Source organism: Microcystis panniformis FACHB-1757, from assembly GCF_001264245.1.
Classification (GTDB): domain Bacteria; phylum Cyanobacteriota; class Cyanobacteriia; order Cyanobacteriales; family Microcystaceae; genus Microcystis; species Microcystis panniformis.
In genome coordinates this window covers 3,402,095-3,421,349 of the sequence record NZ_CP011339.1, presented here as the reverse complement: position 1 = coordinate 3,421,349, position 19,255 = coordinate 3,402,095, and the positions used below count along the sequence as shown (strand labels likewise).

The window sequence follows — 19,255 nt, the reverse complement described above, 5'->3', positions numbered from 1 at the left end:
CAGAACGAAATCTATGAATAATCCAGAAGAATACGTTATAATCATGGCGAAAATCCTAGATTTAACCATTCCCGATCGCTATTTAAATTCTGTGGTTGAAAACTGGCAACGCTTGCAAGAAATCGCCAGTTTAGTGACAGAATTTCCCTTAGAGGATGACGGGGAAAGCGCCCTCACCTTTGAACCATGACTATTTCTGTGTGCAATTTAGCTCGAGCGATCCAAAATCGTCAAACTAGCGCCTTAGAAGTTATTAGCCAGACTTTGGCAGTGATAGAGGCGAAAAATACTCATTTAAATTGCTTTACCGACATTTTACACCCTAGAGCGCTCGCTCAAGCCCAAAAAATCGATCTAGCGATCGCTGATGGGGAACCCGTCGGTGTCTTAGCAGGAGTCCCCTTCGCCGTCAAAAATCTCTTTGATATCGAGGGTATTGTCACCCTTGCCGGTTCCAAAATCAATCGAGATCACCCTGCCGCTGGACAAGATGCGATCGCTATACAAACCCTAGAAGCAGCCGGGGCAGTTTTGGTGGGGGCGACCAATATGGATGAGTACGCCTACGGTTTTGTCACCGAAAATGCCCATTATGGGGCCACTCCCAACCCCCGCGATCCTAGTTGCGTCTCGGGGGGATCCTCTGGCGGTTCCGCCGCTGCCGTTGCCGCTAATTTAGTCCCTCTCGCCCTCGGTTCCGATACTAATGGTTCCGTGAGAGTTCCCGCCGCTTGCTGTGGCGTGGTGGGGCTAAAACCCACCTTTGGGCGCGTATCCCGTCAGGGCCTATTTTTGTTCGTTAGTAGTTTAGACCATCCGGGATTTTTTAGCGGCAATGTGGCGGATATGGCGGCTATTTGGAGTCTTTTTGCCAAAAATAACCTTAAAGCTTCTTTAAATGGCTTAGAGGGCGTAAAAATAGCCCTTGCCGACGATTATTTTCAGCAGGGAGCCGAACCGGAAGTATTCGAGGCGGTGACAGCGATCGCCGAACGTTTAGGAGTGACTAAAAAAATCACCATTCCCGAAACCGCCCGCGCCAGGGCAGCCGCCTATATAATTACCGCTGCAGAAGGAGCAAATTGGCATTTACCGCGTTTACAGACCAGATTAGAGGATTTTGACCCCGCAACCCGGGATCGCTTCTTGGCAGGGGCATTAATTCCCTCTAGCTGGTATTTACAGGCTCAACGTTTTCGCCGTTGGTATCGCGATCGTCTGCGAGAGATTTTCAGCGAAGTCGATATTATCCTCACCCCGACAATTCCCTGTATTGCGCCGCCGTTAGGAGTAGAAAAAATGATTATTGACGGGCAAGAGCTATTAATTAGACCCAATTTAGGTAGATTCACCCAACCTTTTTCTTTTATCGGTTTACCTGCCCTTTCTTTGCCGATTAAACGTCCATCCCAGCTACCTTTAGGTTTGCAAATCATCGCCGCTCCCGATCGCGAAGAGTTAATCCTAAGGGTAGCCAGGGTTTTAGAAGAAATGCTTGCCTAAGAATCCGCTTCAATCACATCTAACCAAGCGGCAGCCGATCGCTCCCAGGTGTCAGTTAGGGCAATTTGACGACATCTTTCGCGCTCTTGGGCTAAAAGCTGGGTATTTTTCAGTAATTCGACGATTTTCCAGGCTATAGCTTCCTGAGTAGCCGGATCGGTTACTTCCCCTGGCACTTTCACACAGTAGTCTTTTTCTCGAAAAACAGCAAAATCCGTCACCACTGGCAGACAACCCACCACTGCTGACTCGCGCACAGAAATACAATCGATCTCACGATAGGTGCAACCGTAGTAATGAATAGCAGAGCGCGCTTTTTCCTCGATTAGTTGACGATAACCCATCATTCCGCGATCAACTACCCCCGCACTAGCTTTAATCAAAGCGATTAAATTATCGCGCCATTCCCTGCGATCGCCACTGCCATCCCGTTTAGTAAAACCATAGTAGAGATGTAACTCGGCCGCGGGAATTGCCGCCTTGATAATCGGCCAGCCATGCTTTAACATCGACTCTAGGCCGCGATAATAACGAGAGGCATAGACTAGACGATAGGGAAGATGCTCGCTTTCTGGCACCGTCTCACTTACAGCCAAAAGGGAAGTATCGATACCATTAGGAACAATCGGACATTGATTATCGGCACAGAAATCCAGTAAATCCCTTTGATATTGGCTTTTACAGAAAATTTTGTCGTATCTAGCCAAAATTTCGGGGGTATAGGAGTCTGCTGGCACTTTAATATCTTGCCAATCAAAAAAAATTCGTTCTGCCTTGGTACCAGGACGGCAATAGGTGGGATGACGAGAGATCACCAATGTCTCAAAGTGATCCTGCCAATTCATCTGGTAATAATTAACATAGCGAATACCGTCCTGTTCCCCTTCCATACCCTCACAATTGCCAAAAATCGTCACTTTATAGCCGCGTTTCGTCCATTCTTGCGCTAAAAAAGCCACCGATGCCTGGGTGCCACTGGCCCCCCGTTGCCAAATTTCCGCCGGACGCATGGGACGATATTTTTCTGTGTAAATAACGATCGATTTTTTCGGCCAACGACGGGCGCTCAAACGCTGTTTAATTTGAAATAGGGAAGGTGCGCTGGCTCGTAGCCATTGTTTGAGATTAGATTGTAGGGATGGAGTAGCTTGTGACACTCTTTTTCTCCAAGATCGAGGAAAAATAGGGGCGATGGGTGATAGAGTCTTAGTTTCTCGAATTTAACTCGATTTCTCGACTCAGTAGAACAATTCGAGCCTATCATATAATGGGTTCAAGTCAAAAATCAATCTTTTTATTGCCATCTATCTGCCAGAAAATCTATGAAAATTGTCATCCCGATCGTGTTTTATCGCAAAGGAGGAGTAGAAAGAGTCATTATCTCTTTAATACCTAGCTTATTAGAATACGTCGAACAAATTATTATCGTTATCCCTCGTAATGACATTGAATATTTTAAGTCTTTGATGCCTGATTCCGATAAACTTATCTACGAAGATTTTGCTTTTTATCCCCAGAGTTTTGAGACAAAATTAATCTATTTTTATGGTCTTCTAGCAAATTTTTATAAAACCCTAAGACTGACTTCTATTCATCGTCTTTTCTCTCGTAGAATTGAACTTTTACGCATCGAAGCAAGAATTAATCAGATTATCAAGCGTTACCAAGCTGATCACTGTTTGTATGGAATGACTAATCGGATTTCTCCCCCCAATGTCAAGGTTACTTTAAGTGGCATTATTTATGATGTCTTTTGGCAATTTGCTCCCTTAACTTACTCAGAATCCTATCAAGAAAACTACAATGAAGTCTTAAAAGAATGGTTAGATCAGTCCGATCTACTCTTCACAATTTCCCAAAAAACTAAAGACGATGTTTTAAAAGTTTTTCCCAATGCTACCTATGCTAGTAAGTTAAAAGCTGTACCATTAGCGGGATTTATCGAGCAGTCTAATTCCAAGAGTGATTTAGTCAAAAGTGAGCTAGTTAATTTTTATTTTCCCTCCTCCTTTGGTATCTACAAAGATCATCTGACTTTGCTCAAAGCAGCCATTAAACTAGCGAAAAAAGGCTTAAATTTCCAGATTGTTTTAATTGGCAAAGAAACCGATAATCTAGTTAATGGAAATCTGCAATTGTCTCAACAGTCCCAAACCCAAGAATATCAAGATTATCTCAAAGAATATACCCAACTTTATCAGGAAAATCAAGAAATTTTCCAGAGTCATATCAAGGGATTAGGTTATCAAGACTATAAAACCTTACAATTTTATTATCAAACCTGTTCCTGTGTGGTATTTCCCTCAAAATACGAAGGTTTTGGATTAGCAATAGCAGAAGCAATTTTACAAGGTATTCCCGTTATCGCTTCCGATTTAGAAGTGTTTCAAGAACAGGTAGAATTATATAATTGTCCCGAAAGAGTGCAATTCTATCCTAGGGGAGATGCGGACAGTTTAGCCAACTGTTTAGAACAATTTATCCTCAATCCAATTCCTCGCTTGTTACCCGAAGATATTCCCAATAAAATTAATCTCTGGACTTGGGAAGATGTGGCCAAAAAATATGTAGAACTACTGAAAGAAAATGCAGGTTACTGATCTCTATATCTACCCGATTAAATCCTGTCGAGGTATTCAATTATCTCAAGCTGAAGTGACTCCTAAAGGTTTACTCTGGGATCGAGAAATGATGTTAGTGGATGGCAAGGGTAAATTTATCACCCAAAGGGAATATCCGCAATTAGCCACCGTTTCTGTCACGATTACAGGAGATAATTTTTCTCTGAAAACATCTCAAGATTCCCTGACTTTCCAGCCTAATTTCACAGGAGAAAAAAGAGCGGTTCAAATCTGGGAATCTCAAACCATAGCCATGGATCAAGGGGATGAAATCGCCGAATGGTTTGAGAAAATTCTCGACATTCCTTGTCGTTTAGTGCGACAATCTCCAGATTATCCACGTCCTGCGAATCCTCGCTATGCGGGGAACAATCATACTCCCGTTAGCTTTGCCGATGGTTATCCAATTTTATTAACTAATACTGCTTCTTTAGAGGACTTAAATCGGCGTTTAGTTGCACCAGTGCCGATGAATCGTTTTCGTCCTAATATTGTTATTAGTAGCGATCGAGCTTTTAGCGAAAGTAGTTGGCAAAAGATCACAATTGGTGAGATAAATTATGCTCTGGTTAAACCCTGTAGTCGCTGTATTATCACCACCACAGATCAAGAAACAGGTAGGAGAAATCCCCAGCAGGAACCTTTAAAAACCTTAAGCACTTTTCGCCGTTTCCCCGGAGGCATCATGTTCGGAGAAAATGTCATCCCCGAAAAGACAGGTACAATTAAAGTCGGCGATCCTATTACCGTAATCTAGGGGAAGTGGGGGTGATCAGTTATCAGTTATCAGTTATCAGTTATCATTGAACAGATGTAAGCTTTCAGTTTACTGATTACTGTTCACTGTTCACAGTAAAAAACTCCCCACTGATAACTATGCGGACATCAAGGTTAAGATAAATAACCATAAGAACAATACTTGACTAGAGACACTGAAACCATGCCCCTTGATACCGCATCGATTTTAGAAGTATTACGTCCCGTTCAAGATCCAGAACTGCAAAAAAGCTTAGTGGAATTGAACATGATCCGCAATGTGGCGATCGATGGCGGAAAAGTTAGCTTTACCCTAGTTTTGACCACTCCTGCCTGTCCTTTACGCGAATTTATCGTGGAAGACTGCCAAAAAGCCGTTAAACAGCTGCCCGGGGTGGAAAGTGTCGCTGTGGACGTAACTGCCGAAACCCCGCAACAAAAAGCTTTACCCGATCGCCAAGGTGTGGAGGGGGTTAAAAATATTATCGCCGTTTCCAGTGGTAAGGGCGGTGTGGGAAAAAGTACCGTGGCTGTCAATATCGCCGTCGCCTTGGCTCATTTAGGGGCAAAAGTGGGGCTATTAGACGCGGACATCTACGGCCCCAACGCCCCGACAATGTTGGGCTTAAATGACGCACAAGTGACCGTACAGGGCGCAAATGGCGAGATATTGGAACCCGCGTTCAACCATGGCATCAAAATGGTTTCCATGGGCTTTTTGATCAACCCCGATCAACCCGTAATCTGGCGCGGTCCGATGTTAAACGGCATTATCCGTCAGTTTCTCTATCAAGTCAATTGGGGCGATTTAGACTATTTAATCGTCGATATGCCTCCCGGTACCGGGGATGCACAATTAACTTTAATTCAATCGGTCCCCCTAGCCGGTGCGGTGATTGTCACCACTCCCCAGACGGTTTCTTTAATTGATGCGCGTCGGGGTTTAAAAATGTTCCAACAGCTAGGGGCGCGGGTTTTGGGTATCGTGGAAAATATGAGTTATTTTATCCCCCCCGATCAGCCCGATCGCTCCTATGATCTATTTGGGTCCGGTGGTGGGGAAAAAACCTCGCAAGAATTGGGCATTCCTTTACTGGGATGTGTGCCTCTGGAGATAGCCCTACGGGAGGGCGGTGATACTGGTGTACCAGTAGTTTTGGGGCAACCAGAATCGGCCTCAGCTAAAGCCCTGATAGCGATCGCTCGTCAGGTGGCGGCGAAAGTATCCCTAGCAGCCTATAGTTAGTAAATTTGGGGAGAGAAATGGTGAGAAGACAGTCCCTTGTTAGTAGGAAACTAAGCGGTTTTAGTGAGCAGTTTAGCTTCATTTTCCGGGATATAGCCCAAATTGATTGGCTTTTGTTCGTTTTGGTGACGTGTTTAACCGTTTTCGGTGGTTTAATGATTCGTAGTGCCGAAAGACATACCACTGCTCTCGATTGGTGGCAACACTGGTTATTCGGGGCCGTGGGAGTGGCGATCGCTTTATTTCTGGCCCGTTGTCGTTACGAAAGTCTGCTCAAATGGCACTGGTTAACCTATCTTCTTACCAATCTCTCCCTAATTGCGGTAATTGTCCTAGGGGTGACGGCGAATGGGGCGCAAAGTTGGATTAATATCGGCAGTTTTAACGTGCAACCGTCGGAATTTGCCAAGGTAGGTTTAATTATCACCCTAGCAGCCCTCCTACATCATCGTCCCGCCGATAATCTTTTTGCGATCGCTCGTGTCTTTGTCGTCACTGCCATCCCCTGGGTGTTAATTATGGCGCAGCCGGACCTGGGGACAGGATTAGTCTTTGGGGCAATTACCCTAGGCATGATTTACTGGGCTAATGCGAAACTACCTTGGATGATTATCCTCTTATCTCCCCTCGCATCGGTTTTTCTGTTTAATTTACTTTTTCCTGCTTGGATTGTTTTAGCAATTATCATCGCTGTACTTGCTTGGTTTACCCTTCCCTACCGTTTTTTATCTACTTTCATCGTGGTGGCAACTAATCTGGCAGTGGGTAAATTAGGCGAGGTTTTTTGGGGTTTATTAAAAGAATATCAAAAAGATCGTTTAACCCTATTTCTTCACCCAGAAAAGAATCCTTTGGGGGGAGGTTATCAATTAATTCAATCCCGCATTGCCATCGGATCGGGAGAATTATTGGGACGGGGATTACACCAAGGCACCCAAACCCAATTAAATTTTATTCCCGAACAACACACCGATTTTATCTTCTCTGTAGTCGGGGAAGAACTCGGTTTTGTCGGCAGTATTCTAGTTTTAATAGCTTTCTGGTTAGTTTGTTGGCGTTTGTTAGTCATTGCTAATACCGCTAAAGAAAACTTTGGTTCTTTAATAGCGATCGGTGTTCTCTCGATGATCGCTTTTCAGGCAATTCTTAATATTAGCATGACCGTGGGATTAGCCCCGATTACAGGGATTCCTCTACCTTGGTTAAGTTATGGACGTTCATCTTTATTAACCAATTTTATCGCCTTGGGTTTAGTGGAATCCGTGGCTAATTATCGCCCCCGTAAGCGTTTGTACTAAGGAGAACGCCATGAAAGTGACCTATGATCCAGTCGTTGATGCTCTCAAAATCACCTTAAGTAATGTGCCGATTGCAGAAAGCGACGAGCAGAGTCTGGGGGTGATTCTCGACTATGACCAGTCGGGGAACGTGGTGGGGTTAGAAATCCTCAATGCTCAAGAGCGGATGGACAATCCCCAGTCTTGTGAATATTCGATTCTGACCACTAAACCGGAATTAGTCGCCACTTAAGAGAGACAAAAAGAAATTTAAATACAGGAATTTCCCACTGATATGAAAGAATCGCCTAAAGTTGTTTTATTGTTGACCCATAGCGGCGATTTTTTTACGATTGACCGCGTGGCTGAGGCGATAGAAAAAAAAGGAGCCACACCTTTTCGCTTAGATACCGATAAATTTCCCTTAGAGGTTCAATTAGCAGCCCAATTTAATGGAAAAAAAAGTTTTTATCAATTAAGCTATAATCATCAATCTATTGATAGTGAACAGGTGCAATCTGTTTGGACAAGACGTATTTGGCAACCTGAACTAACAGGGGATTTAGATCCTCAGTTTCGGGAGGCTTGTGTGCGAGAATCCCAGACGACTTTGGCTGGTTTTTGGGATAGTTTAAGGTCAGCGCGTTGGTTAGATAATTTAGTGCAAATTGAGAAGGCTAAAAATAAGTTATTACAACTTCGTTTGGCCTCAGAAGTTGGCTTGATTATTCCCCCCACTTTAGTGACCAATAATCCTGATGCTGCCCGGGAGTTTTTTTCCCAGGTTCAGGGACGAATGGTGAGTAAATTGTTAACTGCGATCGCCCATAGTATGGAGTCGCCGGAATTTTTTCTTTATACCAGTAGGGTGAAAGCAGAAGACCTTGAGGAAGCGGAATCTTTACGTTATTGTCCTATGGTTTTTCAAGCGGAAATTCCCAAACAATTAGAATTGAGAGTTGTCGTGGTTAATGGACAGACATTTGTGGGAGCTTTAGAATCTTCTCAGTATAATAATTCTGCCGTAGATTGGCGAAGACCGGGTATTGATCCAGGTGCTTGGCAACATCATACTTTACCCGATTCACTATTGCAGCAACTTCAGATTTTTATGGCTAATTTAGGGTTAAATTTTGGGGCGTTTGATTTTATCTTAACTCCTGGGGGAGAATACGTTTTTTTAGAAGTTAATCCGGGTGGTGAGTGGGGAATGTTAGAACGGGATTTAGATTTACCTATTTCTCATGCGATCGCCGATTTTTTAGTCTTCGGTTGATCGGCAAAGCTGGCGCTGAAAAAAAATTGTTAATCCTAAGTTTTCAAGGAGATTTATGACCGTTTTACTTGTTACTTTTAGCAACGATAATGAAAGTATTCCTCTGGTAGTCAAAGCCATAGAAGCCATGGGTAAAAAAGCCTTCCGTTTTGATACCGATCTCTTCCCGACAGAGGTAAAAGTTGATCTTTACTCAGGGTATAAAAAAGGCGGAGTTATTACCGATGGAGACCAAAAATTAGAGCTAAAAGAAGTTTCTGCTGTCTGGTATCGACGCATGAGATACGGACAAAAATTACCCGATGGGATGGATCGTCAATTTCGCGAAGCTTCTCTTAAGGAATGTCGGTTAAGTATTCGAGGAATGATTGCTAGTTTATCTGGCTTTCATCTTGATCCGATTGCGAAGGTAGATCATGCCAATCATAAACAATTGCAGTTACAAGTGGCGCGACAATTAGGTTTATTAATTCCGGGGACTTTAACTTCTAATAATCCTGAAGCTGTCAAGCAATTTGCTCAGGAGTTTGAAGCGACGGGAATTGTGACTAAAATGCTTTCTCAATTTGCTATTTATGGAGACAACCAAGAGGAAATGGTTGTTTTTACCAGTCCTGTTACTAAGGAAGACCTAGATAATTTGGAAGGTTTGCAATTTTGTCCAATGACTTTTCAGGAAAACATTCCTAAAGCTTTGGAATTACGCATCACTATCGTCGGTGAACAAATATTTGCGGCGGCGATTAATTCCCAACAATTAGACGGTGCTATCTACGATTGGCGAAAAGAGGGAAGAGCGCTCCATCAACAATGGCAACCCTACGATTTACCGAAAACTATCGAAAAACAACTACTTGAATTAATGAAATATTTCGGTCTTAATTATGGTGCAATTGATATGATTGTCACACCAGATGAACGTTATATCTTTTTAGAAATTAATCCCGTTGGCGAGTTTTTCTGGCTAGAACTTTATCCTCCTTATTTTCCCATCTCCCAGGCGATCGCTGAAATCCTCGTCAACTCATAAACCAACAAATACAGAGCCAGAGTATTTTATCGCATCGACGAGGCTCTGACTCCCGATTCCCCCCCGACTCCTGACTTGAAAGAGGGTGTGGGGTGTAGGGAAAATTTTTCAGACTTCCCCCTCTCAGGAGAACTAGAGAATCAGGTTTTTGCTGGGTAAGTTGATTAACACTGATAACTGATAACTGATAACTGATAACTGATAACTGATAACTGATAACTGATAACTGATAACTGACTCCTAACCCCACCAACAAACTTTTTGCCGCAAACCCTACTTAATTTCCAGACCAAGACTTTCTCTCGCGCTTCTATCAGATTCATGCCGATTTTTTCTAAAACTCGCTTTGAAGCTATATTATCGGGAGCGCAGCCAGCGGTCACTGTTTGCATACCCGGTTGAGAAAGTGTCCAGTCCATCATTGCTTTTGTCGCCTCAGATGCATAGCCTTGTCGTCGATATAACGGCGCTACTTGATAGCCAATTTCTACAGCATCTGTGGGTAAACCTGTGACATCAGGAATAATTTTGACCATCACATGACCAATAAGAGTGTTGTCTCCTTGATGAATAATTAAACTCCCCCACCCCCACTCATTTTGTAAGGGGAATTGCAGCAAAATATTCGCAATATCAGGGAAAGCTTGAATCAACTCTTGTTCGTCCCAGTCAGCAGCAACTGTTACCCCCAAAATTGTTGCTAATTCATCGATACCTATAATTGCTGCTTTCAGAAGTTCAAGCTTTAAGGGGACTAAATATAATCGTTCCGTCACCAGTTTTTCCAGTGCTTTCATTTGATAAAACTCCTATACCAGTTATCAGTTATCAGTTATCAGTTATCAGTTCACTGAGAAAACTCCCCACACCCCACACCCTACACCCCACACCCTACCCCCACGAAAAACTTTTTCAGCAGCCCCTAGCTATATTCTCACCCATTTTAAGGTTTTTGGGTCTTTATCGTAACGATAATTAACCCCATCTTTAGCAGTAATGATTTTACCTAAACTGGCACGACTCCGGACGTTACTTAAAGAATAGTCAGTTAGGGACTGCATTTGTTGATGGGACAAACCTTCGGCTATTTCAGAAACTCCTGCAATTTCCGCATCATGCTCAGGTTTAACCTCAGACAAAGGCTCTATTTTTACCACCGAAAAATCTTCTGATTTTTTTGACATCATTACCATGTCATTAACTTTTTTGCGCTGATAATCTTCTACAGTTGACAGCTGCCAATGGGAATTTTCTGTTAACTCTAAGACCCATCGATGATAATTAAATAAACTTTCCCGATGACCAACACTAATAAAGGTGGTTTCACTTTCCTGTAATTGCCGATATAAACTGGCTTCATTGGCCAAATCTAAAGCGCTGGTTGCTTCATCTAAGATAGTAAAAGTGGGTTTAGTGATTAATAGTCGAGCAAAAGCTAATCTTTGTTGTTCTCCGAGGGATAAAATCTGTTCCCAATTGACTTCTTTATCTAAGCTATTTTTGTCGGTTAATAAATGTTGAAGATTGACTTTTTTTAAGATATTTTCTAATTCTTCATCGCTCAGCTGCTCATTGGTATGGGGATAAAGTAATTGCTGCCGTAAAGTGCCAAGGATAATATAAGGACGTTGGGGTAAAAATAACATTTTAGCTAAAGGAGGACGTACTAAACGACCACTACCCGCTTTCCATAAACCGGCGATTGCTCGTAACAAGGAACTTTTTCCTCGACCACTGGGTCCAATAATCAGTAGGCTTTCTCCCAAAGGAACAGAAACCGATAAATTCTCCACAATTACCTTTTCATAATCGGGAGTTTGTAGGGTAAAATTTTCAAAAGCTAGACGATTATCTTCCAGGGTGGTAATACGACTTAAGTTTTTCGGCTCTTCACTGGCAACTTTTAAGGCATCTGTCAAGGTAGCTAACCGTTCAATATAACTTGAAACTTTACCCGATGTTCCCCATTCAGTAATTAATTGTCCCAAGGCATTAGAAAAAAGAAAACAGCATAAACTCGCTTGACTAATTTCTCCATAATCGATTTCGTTTTTAATAAACATCGGGGTCAAAATAAACATTGAAAATACACTAATCGCTGACTGATAACCTCGATTAAAAAGATTATTAAACCGTTCCCAATTTATCAGTTTTTCCGAGCTTTGAATAACCCGTTCAAAACGGCCTTCAATGATTTTTTCTTCCTGCTCTTCTCCCTGAAAAAAAGCAATGGATTCGGCGTGGTTACGCACATGGGTTAAAGAATAATTATAATCAGCTTTATTATTAAGCTCAGATTGATTAATCTTGTTTAATTCTTGAGTTAGATAAATTGCTATTAAATTTCCTGCGATCGTATAAATTATTAGATAAACCGCAATTTGCCGAGAAATTGTCCAAAGAATAATCGCAAAAGTAATCATTTGCAACCCTTTTTCTACGAAGGTAATTAACAACCTTAGGGTCATGGTCGTAATTGGTTCAATTTCTTGAGATAATCTTTGATCGGGATTTTTTAAGTTCGAGGTAAAATCAATGTTATAATAAGCGCGATAATTGAGATATTTTTTAACGGTTTGTTTGGTTAACCACTTATACCAATCTAAGGCTACTTTGCGACGAATAAATTGAGAAAAAGCAAATAACCCCGTTGTTCCTATAATCAACAAACTGGATAACCACAGCGTATTGAGATATTTAGAAAGGTCTCTATCTTCAATAATAATATCGAGTACATAACGATTCCAGTAGCTACTAAAAGCTTCTACCCCGACTGTTGCCAAGATACTTAAAAGGATCAAAGCTGACATTCCCCAAGAAATGATCACATCTCCAAAGGCGCGTCCATTTAACTCCGTTGGATACCAATAGGGTTGAGCGACAATTTTTAGGCTTTCCCAAAATTGACCAAATAGTGAAAAGGGATTATTGGCGGACTGGTCGGACACAACAGGGTTTTCCGTTGCTTGTTTAGTAGTATATTGAGGCATCTAGATCCAATTGGCAGTTCTTTTACTGTTCTCTTGACAACTCGCTATCATATTGTAGCGGCAGAATTACCTCTTGTTGTCTTTTGTTGACATTTTTATCTAGAAGATGAAAGCCAGCTATGGTCAGAAAGCTCTGACATAACTAAAAACTACTTGACCCATTTTTGTTAGTCTAGCACTTTAGATACTGATTACTGTTTACTGATCACTAAAAAACCCCATCTCTCAATCTCCATCATCCTCAAAATGATTAGCTAGTAGGAATTTTCGACTGGTATTCAACTCTTGCCAAAGCTGGTTAATTTTCTCGTAAGCTTCCGTGGAGGTAAGTTTTCCCCCACTGTGCAAACCAGCGATAAAAGAGACTCTCAGGGCGAATTCCTGCAAATTAGCATTAAAAACCAAATTTTGTGGCGTGAATAAACCCCTGTAGCTGGTTTTAGGGTAGAGAAAGTTATCTTTAGAATTGAATTTTTCCATTGTGACCAACCCCCCAGTATAGGATACCTACATTATTATATTACTTAACCTTTTGTTAACTTAAGCTTAACCTAAGAATTTGAACTTGTCTCTAGATTCTAGGAGAGTAGCTGCTGAACTTGATTAGGACGTTGGGTTTCATGCTTCAACCCAACCTACGTTCTGTCTCTAGATTCTTAAGAGAGTAGCTGCTGAACTTGATTAGGACGTTGGGTTTCATGCTTCAACCCAACCTACGTTCATCTTATATTTGATTCCACCCACCCACTTAAGAGAGTAGCTGCTGAACTTGATTAGCCGCCGCTATCCCAGAAGTTAAGGCCGTTTCTAGGGAAGAATTTCTCGATAAATCTCCCCCTTGACACCAATCACCACAGGCAACTAGAGGTAAAGGACTATTAACACTTAAACAGGGTACAGCTAAACCCTGACGGACTAAAGCATAACGCCAACGGTGAATCTGAGACCAATCCGGGAGAGGCAAAGAAGCACGAGCGAGCAAATCTAGCGTAACTGCTTCTAAATCCTCGCTATCGAGATATTTAACCGCAAAATCTCCACTACTATGCACAACAAAGACATAATCAGGGGATGATTGCCGTTTACTGCTATCAAGTCCTAACCAAGCGATAGCGGTGGAGGGAGTCACTGCGGGTAAAGAATCGCCATAACCTGCCATAACCGTTAAACAGGGATCGTAAACGATTGATCGCAATTCTGGCATAGTAGTTATATGAGAGTTTTCTAACAATAACGCTGCTTGCGGGGCGGGAATAGCTAGGACAATCACCGAAAACTCCCCTCGAATTTGACCGTTATTGTTTAAAACCCATTTTCCTTGACGATTTTCCAGACGAGTAACCAGAAAATCTCGTTCAATTTCTAAACCTTGAGCTAAAAATTTCGCCACGCTATTGATGCCAGAAGGAGCAACATAGCTAGAATCAAACCAAGAAGTAACTAGATTCTCTCTCAGGAGATTATCAATTAAAGCCGCCGTTTTTTCCCCCTGAACAGTCAAAAAAGGCAAACCATGATCCACAGCAATCTCTTGATTAGCTCGATTAACCCGTCGCGTGGCTAAACGACCACCAATGCCTCTAGACTTATCAAATAGCTTAACAGTATAACCTCGATCGCACAACTGACGAGCGCAGGTTAACCCGGCTAAACCCGCGCCAATGATCCCAACCTTAATCGAAAAATTTGTCACTAGCCTTCCTAATCCTGTGAACCCTTGAGTTAATATTAGTAGTAATCAGCACTAGCGAAACTAAGTTGATTATTGGGGCTGAGGAGGACAAACCACATTGGACGAACTACGCACAGCTTTGGAGTTAGCCACCGAGGAGGAACTGCAGCAAATCACTAACATCCTCTTTTGCCGTCGTTTTAACCCTCTCGATTATCTACGAGCGCCGGACGCAATCGCCGTTCAAAGTCAAGATTGGGATAGTTGGTTAGATAGTGTCGAGGATCGTTTTCGTTATTTGGCTGCCGATGGTGTGACAGTATTAAAAGGTCAAACCGAAAAAGTTAGTTATCGTCAAATTCTCGTCCGTGTCTGTCATTTCCTCAAGGTTCCCTACTCCCAAAAAATGCCGACAACGGAAATTGAAGCGGAAATCTATCTTCACCTCGTTAACAAAGCTTGGAAACGTCTCCCCCCATCGGAACAAAAATCCCTCTCGATTCAAATTCAAAAAGCGCTCGCGGATTCCCACACTCCCCAACCCTTACCCGTTCACCTACAACACAATCCCCTTGATATAGTCCTCAAAGGCAGTAGCGTCATCGCCATTAATTCTATCCTGAAACCGATTCTGCTCAAACATATCGCCGGGCAGTTCGCTCTTCATTTTGTCCGCTATCAAGGGGCAAAAACTGCCCTAGTCCAGGGTGGGACAATTGTTAATCAAATCGCCCTACAAACGGCTAAACAGGGCATGACTAGGGCGGCAGCCCGCTACGGAGCCGTCAGAACCGTGTTAAGTTTGGTAGGACCGGCTTTATGGGGTTGGTTTATTGCTGATCTCGGTTGGAAAGCGATCGCCACCGATTACGGCCGGATTATCCCGACTATTTTTGCCCTTGCCCAAATTCGTCTGACTCGTGAGGATTGTTGGCAACCTGCATAACATGAAAAAGATTTTTAGTCAAGGGTGGGAGTGGAATTTAATACTTTTTTCAGTTTTTATCGCCATGATGCTGCCGGAGTTAGCGGGTATCGGCATTATTATCGTCTTAATTAGGGTTTTTACCGGCAATTTTCGGGCAATTATCCAGTCACGTCTCAATCAAGGTCTCGGTATCGTCACTCTTTGGTTAATGATTAGTGCCAGTCTTTCCCCAACTCCGGGGGATGCTTGGATTGGTTTAGGAAATTTCCTGCCCTTTTTCTTCTTTTTTAGCAATATTCGGCAATTAATTAAAAAACCCTCTCAATTGCGTCAACTAGCTTGGGTGATGGTTATTCCGTCGGTTTGGGTAGTGGTGATGGGATGGGGACAAATTTTTCTCGGTTGGCAAAAACCAGAAGCATTAAAAGGGATTTTTACCTGGCCCTACGGGGTGGGGGGTGAACCTTTGGGGCGGATGTCTTCGGTTTTTATGTATGCTAATCTTTTGGGGGCTTATTTGCTTATAACTCTGATTTTAGCGATCGGTTTATTAATTCTAACTTGGCGGCAGTGGCACAGACAAAGAAATAACCTTTTAAATCTCAAAGTCGGGTTTTTAACTTTAACTATATTTATCGATAGTGTAGGGCTATTTTTAAGCAATTCTCGCAATGCTTGGGCCTTAGCCTTTTTAGGTTGCCTAATTTTCGCCCTTTATCTGGGTTGGAATGCCTTAGTCGCTGGTTTTGTCCTCTTGGGGGGGGTGATTTCTCTTGCTTCTTGGGGACCAAATCCTTTCAGGGATAGTCTGCGTTTTTTGGTTCCTAGGGCGATTTGGGCGCGATTATCCGATGAAATGTTCCCCAATCGCCCTCTAGGGACTCTCAGATCAACTCAATGGCGTTTTACTCTAGAAATGACCCAAGAAAGACCCCTATTCGGTTGGGGATTACGCAGTTTTACACCTCTCTACGAAAAAAGTCAGGGATTGTGGTTAGGTCATCCCCATAATTTATATTTGATGTTAATGGCAGAAACGGGAATTATTGGCTTAATTTTATTGTCTGTTTGGGTGGGTTGGATTTATGCCCAAGGGTGGCGTTTATTTATCTTTCTACGGCAACAAAAAGCCGGGGGTGAGTTAATTATCTTTACCTATCTGGTGGCCTTTGGTGCTTGCGTTTTATTTAATCTCGTCGATGTCACCCTCTCCGATGTCAAGATTAATACTATTGTTTGGCTTCTCTTGGCTGCCATTGCTGGGGTCAGTCAAGGGATGAATTATGAAGTGGGAAGTGGGGTGTAGGGTGTGGGGAATTGGGGAATTGGGGAAGTGGGGTGTGGGGTGTAGGGTGTGGGGTGTAGAGTGTGGGAAGAACAAATAAAAATAATCTCCTGAATCCTGAATCCTGAATCCTGAATCCTGAATCCTGAATCCTGACTCCTGACTCCTGACTTCTAACCCAATTTTGGACAAAGATAAGCAAAAATTATTGATTGACTCCACAAACTTGAGAATATTTAAATTAACATTCCGCAATATTTACAAATTCTTAAGAATTAATTGAGAAAGATTTTTATTTAACAACGATGTTACAGTGGTAACAGCGATTTTACTGAATTTCATAATGGGTTATACTGTGCTTTTTTGGGCAGCAACGGTTGAAACCCTTGCCACACCTACAAGGTGATCCTAATTAGGACGGGTAAATCAGTCAATTTCACCCACAACGATGATCTTTTTTTTGTGTAGTTTTATTGCAAAAAAAAAGTTTTTTTGACAAAAAGCACAAAGTATGATATGAACCAACGTATTTCTGGCTGCCAGTAGTTATTGCAGAGTGGGAGTTGTGGAGAAGGGATAAGGGAGTGCTGGAGCATTTTCAGTCAACAGTTAACAAAACGAAAACTTCGTACCTCACCCTTAAGATAACTGCTATAAATAGACTTTTAATAACCAAAGAAAGAAAGGAATAGTCAGAAAACTAGCAAGGGTAGTGACCACAACTGTGCGGGCCATCAAAGTGGCTGAACCACCGAATTCTGTGACTAAAATGACAGTATTAACGGCGGTGGGCATGGCACTCTGTAGGATGAGAATTTTTAGATCCATACCAGTTAATCCTAAACTATTGCCGATCGCAAATGCCAAAAGAGGAGCGACTAAAAGACGCAAACCTGCTCCTAATAATTCTAATTTACCGATCGCTAATTTTTGCTGAGATAATTGAATACCTAGGATAATTAAAGCCAAAGGAATTGCCGCTTGTCCTAGATAGCTAATACTTTTATCTAATTGCAGGGGAAGATGAAAAGAGAAAGTTTGAAAGCTAATGCCGATAAAAATTGACCAGATTAAGGGCAATTGAAAAACTAAGCGAAATCCTGAAAGAAAGCTTTTTCCTCGCAAATAAGCGGGACTAATACCAAATAAAAGAATACTAGAGCCAATCATATAGATTATCGCTCTTTCCAGTCCAGCCGCACCCAGGGCAAAACTAGCCACAGGTAAACCCATATTACCGTTATTAGGCATCACGGCGGCAGCCATGAGGCTTTTGCGGGTATCAGCATCGAGACTGAGACAATAGGCGATAATTTCGACGACAATCGCCATTACCAGTGAGATAAGGGCAAAGCCTAGGAGAATTAAACCGATATTGCTGCCGGATAAAGTGGTGCGATAGAGTCCATCAATCACCAAAGCGGGAGCAAGAATATACACCGTGATTTGGGAAAGGGAATGCACTTCAACAGTGAGAATTTTTCCTGCTATCACACCGATGAGGATGATAAAACCCACTGGAATAATAGCGGAGAGGATGACAAGCATTAATCAGGTAAAAAGTAAATAGTACATAGAAAAAAACTGATCTGATTTTTTAACAGATTTCTGTTATATCTTCATATAAAGATTCGATCGCACAGTGAAAATCGATACTAGCTAGATAAATATCTGCTCCTTTGCTGTAGGGATAAAGAACCCAGAATCCTTCGTCATTGCGACGAAAACAATCCACACTGATGCGTTCTTGACTGATAAGAACGTATTCTTCTAAAGTTTCAAGGGAACGATAGTCGGCAAATTTATCACCCCGATCTCGCTTCGCGAGCGCGTTGCGAGCAAAGGCAGCCGTAGTGGGGGATAATACTTCTACAATCAAGCGCGGATAACGGATAAAATCTTCTGAGAAAGACTGATTATCTCGCGAGTCGCAAGTGACCACAAGATCGGGATAAAAATAACTATTAGCTATTTCTAGACGAACTTTCATATCTGTGGCATAGACAAGACAACCACTACCCCGCAGCTGGTTTTTTAAAAGCGTGGCTAAGTTGATAATAATCATACCGTGGGCCTTACTTGCAGCAGCCATGGCGTAGGTTTGACCGCGAATATATTCGTGTTTATCTTTAGCTATTCTCTCCGTTGCTAAATAATCTTCTGGGGAAAGATAGTTATGGTCAAAGTTAGCAATCATTTGGTTAAATCACCTTTATTGTCTCTAAAATCAATTCTAACTCTCGATCGAGGAGCGGTACATTTTTAAAATTTGTCTGACAAACACCTGCAAATTTTGCCAGTTGATCGGCAAATTATCGAGCTAATTGACCTGCTCGGACAATATCTAGTAAAAAAGCCTTATCCCGCCACATAAATCACTTGCGCTGTCCCTAAAATCTCTCGTTGACGAATCCAATTATGACTCTGCTCGATCGATTTTTTCGTTAGCAAATCAACTTGCCGTCCCAATAAAGTCTCTAATTCCCGTTTCATCCTCGAAAACTCCAGAAGTCCCCAAGAAACACTATCTTGGAAACTGACCAGTACATCAATATCGCTGTCTGGACGAAAATCTTCCCGCAAAACCGATCCGAATAAATACATTTCAGATATCTGCCATTTCTGACAAAACTCACTGATTATTTGCTGGGGTAGTTCTATTTTCAATTTT

General features: G+C 42.2%; 18 protein-coding genes and 1 pseudogene. 11 read left to right on the top strand and 8 right to left on the bottom strand.

The genetic code is table 11. The features are described 5' to 3' along the window. The first annotated feature begins 13 nt into the window (after positions 1-13). Together VL20_RS29120 and VL20_RS16475 are read left to right on the top strand one after the other, a co-directional pair. Positions 14-190 carry a DUF4089 domain-containing protein gene (locus VL20_RS29120; RefSeq protein ID WP_128575240.1) on the top strand — a complete coding sequence of 59 codons (177 nt, stop codon included), beginning with the start codon at positions 14-16 and terminating at the stop codon, positions 188-190. Then, positions 187-1,503 carry an AtzE family amidohydrolase gene (locus tag VL20_RS16475; protein WP_052277132.1) on the top strand — a complete coding sequence of 439 codons (1,317 nt, stop codon included), beginning with the start codon at positions 187-189 and terminating at the stop codon, positions 1,501-1,503. Before VL20_RS29120 ends, VL20_RS16475 begins: the two co-directional genes overlap by 4 nt. Here the strand turns inward: VL20_RS16475 and VL20_RS16470 are convergent. Then, positions 1,500-2,660: a glycosyltransferase family protein gene (locus VL20_RS16470; protein WP_052277131.1), complete on the bottom strand. Its 1,161-nt coding sequence runs from the start codon at positions 2,658-2,660 to the stop codon at positions 1,500-1,502. The genes VL20_RS16475 and VL20_RS16470 overlap by 4 nt on opposite strands. A gap of 165 nt (positions 2,661-2,825) precedes the next feature. On the opposite strand from VL20_RS16470, the gene VL20_RS16465 reads away from it, so the two are divergent. The 7 genes from VL20_RS16465 to VL20_RS16435 all read left to right on the top strand — a co-directional run bounded on the left by VL20_RS16465 (position 2,826) and on the right by VL20_RS16435 (position 9,709). Then, on the top strand, positions 2,826-4,103 hold the full coding sequence (locus VL20_RS16465) for a glycosyltransferase (protein WP_052277130.1): 1,278 nt from the start codon (positions 2,826-2,828) through the stop codon (positions 4,101-4,103). Further along, a complete protein-coding gene (locus VL20_RS16460) occupies positions 4,090-4,881 on the top strand; it encodes an MOSC domain-containing protein (protein WP_052277129.1) in 792 nt (263 codons plus the stop codon). The genes VL20_RS16465 and VL20_RS16460 overlap by 14 nt, the downstream gene beginning before the upstream one ends. Positions 4,882-5,064: 183 nt before the next feature. Beyond that, entirely contained in the window at positions 5,065-6,126 is a 1,062-nt protein-coding gene (locus tag VL20_RS16455; RefSeq protein ID WP_052277128.1) for an Mrp/NBP35 family ATP-binding protein, read from the top strand. Between the two features lie 17 nt (positions 6,127-6,143). Continuing rightward, complete coding sequence (gene rodA / locus VL20_RS16450; RefSeq protein WP_081417817.1) at positions 6,144-7,424, top strand: rod shape-determining protein RodA; 1,281 nt, start codon at positions 6,144-6,146, stop codon at positions 7,422-7,424. A 10-nt stretch (positions 7,425-7,434) separates the two neighbouring features. Then, entirely contained in the window at positions 7,435-7,656 is a 222-nt protein-coding gene (locus VL20_RS16445) for a DUF2283 domain-containing protein (RefSeq protein ID WP_052277127.1), read from the top strand. A gap of 42 nt (positions 7,657-7,698) precedes the next feature. Next, a complete protein-coding gene (locus VL20_RS16440) occupies positions 7,699-8,679 on the top strand; it encodes an MvdC family ATP-grasp ribosomal peptide maturase (protein ID WP_052277126.1) in 981 nt (326 codons plus the stop codon). Positions 8,680-8,734: 55 nt separating this feature from the next. Then, the gene (locus VL20_RS16435; RefSeq protein WP_052277125.1) at positions 8,735-9,709 is read left to right on the top strand and encodes an MvdD family ATP-grasp ribosomal peptide maturase; all 975 of its coding nucleotides are present in this window, start codon (positions 8,735-8,737) and stop codon (positions 9,707-9,709) included. A gap of 266 nt (positions 9,710-9,975) precedes the next feature. On the opposite strand, the pseudogene VL20_RS16430 reads toward VL20_RS16435, so the two are convergent. The 4 genes and pseudogenes from VL20_RS16430 to VL20_RS16415 form a co-directional block, all read right to left on the bottom strand. Next, positions 9,976-10,506, bottom strand: a pseudogene (locus VL20_RS16430) (GNAT family N-acetyltransferase); the annotation flags it as partial. Between the two features lie 129 nt (positions 10,507-10,635). Next, the gene (locus tag VL20_RS16425; RefSeq protein ID WP_052277124.1) at positions 10,636-12,699 is read right to left on the bottom strand and encodes an ABC transporter ATP-binding protein/permease; all 2,064 of its coding nucleotides are present in this window, start codon (positions 12,697-12,699) and stop codon (positions 10,636-10,638) included. Between the two features lie 225 nt (positions 12,700-12,924). Then, positions 12,925-13,179, bottom strand: coding sequence for a DUF7219 family protein (locus tag VL20_RS16420; protein ID WP_002734677.1), 255 nt, complete (start codon positions 13,177-13,179; stop codon positions 12,925-12,927). 268 nt (positions 13,180-13,447) lie between these two features. Further along, positions 13,448-14,392: an NAD(P)/FAD-dependent oxidoreductase gene (locus tag VL20_RS16415; protein ID WP_052277123.1), complete on the bottom strand. Its 945-nt coding sequence runs from the start codon at positions 14,390-14,392 to the stop codon at positions 13,448-13,450. Positions 14,393-14,489: 97 nt separating this feature from the next. Here VL20_RS16415 and VL20_RS16410 point away from each other — a divergent pair, with 97 nt between their 5' ends. Both VL20_RS16410 and VL20_RS16405 read left to right on the top strand, forming a co-directional pair. Then, positions 14,490-15,317: a YaaW family protein gene (locus tag VL20_RS16410; protein WP_002789131.1), complete on the top strand. Its 828-nt coding sequence runs from the start codon at positions 14,490-14,492 to the stop codon at positions 15,315-15,317. A 1-nt stretch (position 15,318) separates the two neighbouring features. Then, positions 15,319-16,605 carry an O-antigen ligase family protein gene (locus tag VL20_RS16405; protein WP_052277122.1) on the top strand — a complete coding sequence of 429 codons (1,287 nt, stop codon included), beginning with the start codon at positions 15,319-15,321 and terminating at the stop codon, positions 16,603-16,605. A gap of 630 nt (positions 16,606-17,235) precedes the next feature. On the opposite strand, the gene VL20_RS16400 is transcribed toward VL20_RS16405, so the two are convergent. From VL20_RS16400 to VL20_RS16390, 3 genes are all read right to left on the bottom strand, one after another. Next, on the bottom strand, positions 17,236-18,132 hold the full coding sequence (locus VL20_RS16400) for an AEC family transporter (RefSeq protein ID WP_052277121.1): 897 nt from the start codon (positions 18,130-18,132) through the stop codon (positions 17,236-17,238). 49 nt (positions 18,133-18,181) lie between these two features. Beyond that, a complete protein-coding gene (locus VL20_RS16395; protein WP_052277120.1) occupies positions 18,182-18,781 on the bottom strand; it encodes a Uma2 family endonuclease in 600 nt (199 codons plus the stop codon). A 161-nt stretch (positions 18,782-18,942) separates the two neighbouring features. Beyond that, a complete protein-coding gene (locus tag VL20_RS16390) occupies positions 18,943-19,251 on the bottom strand; it encodes a nucleotidyltransferase family protein (protein ID WP_284525826.1) in 309 nt (102 codons plus the stop codon). Between the last annotated feature and the right edge of the window lie 4 nt (positions 19,252-19,255).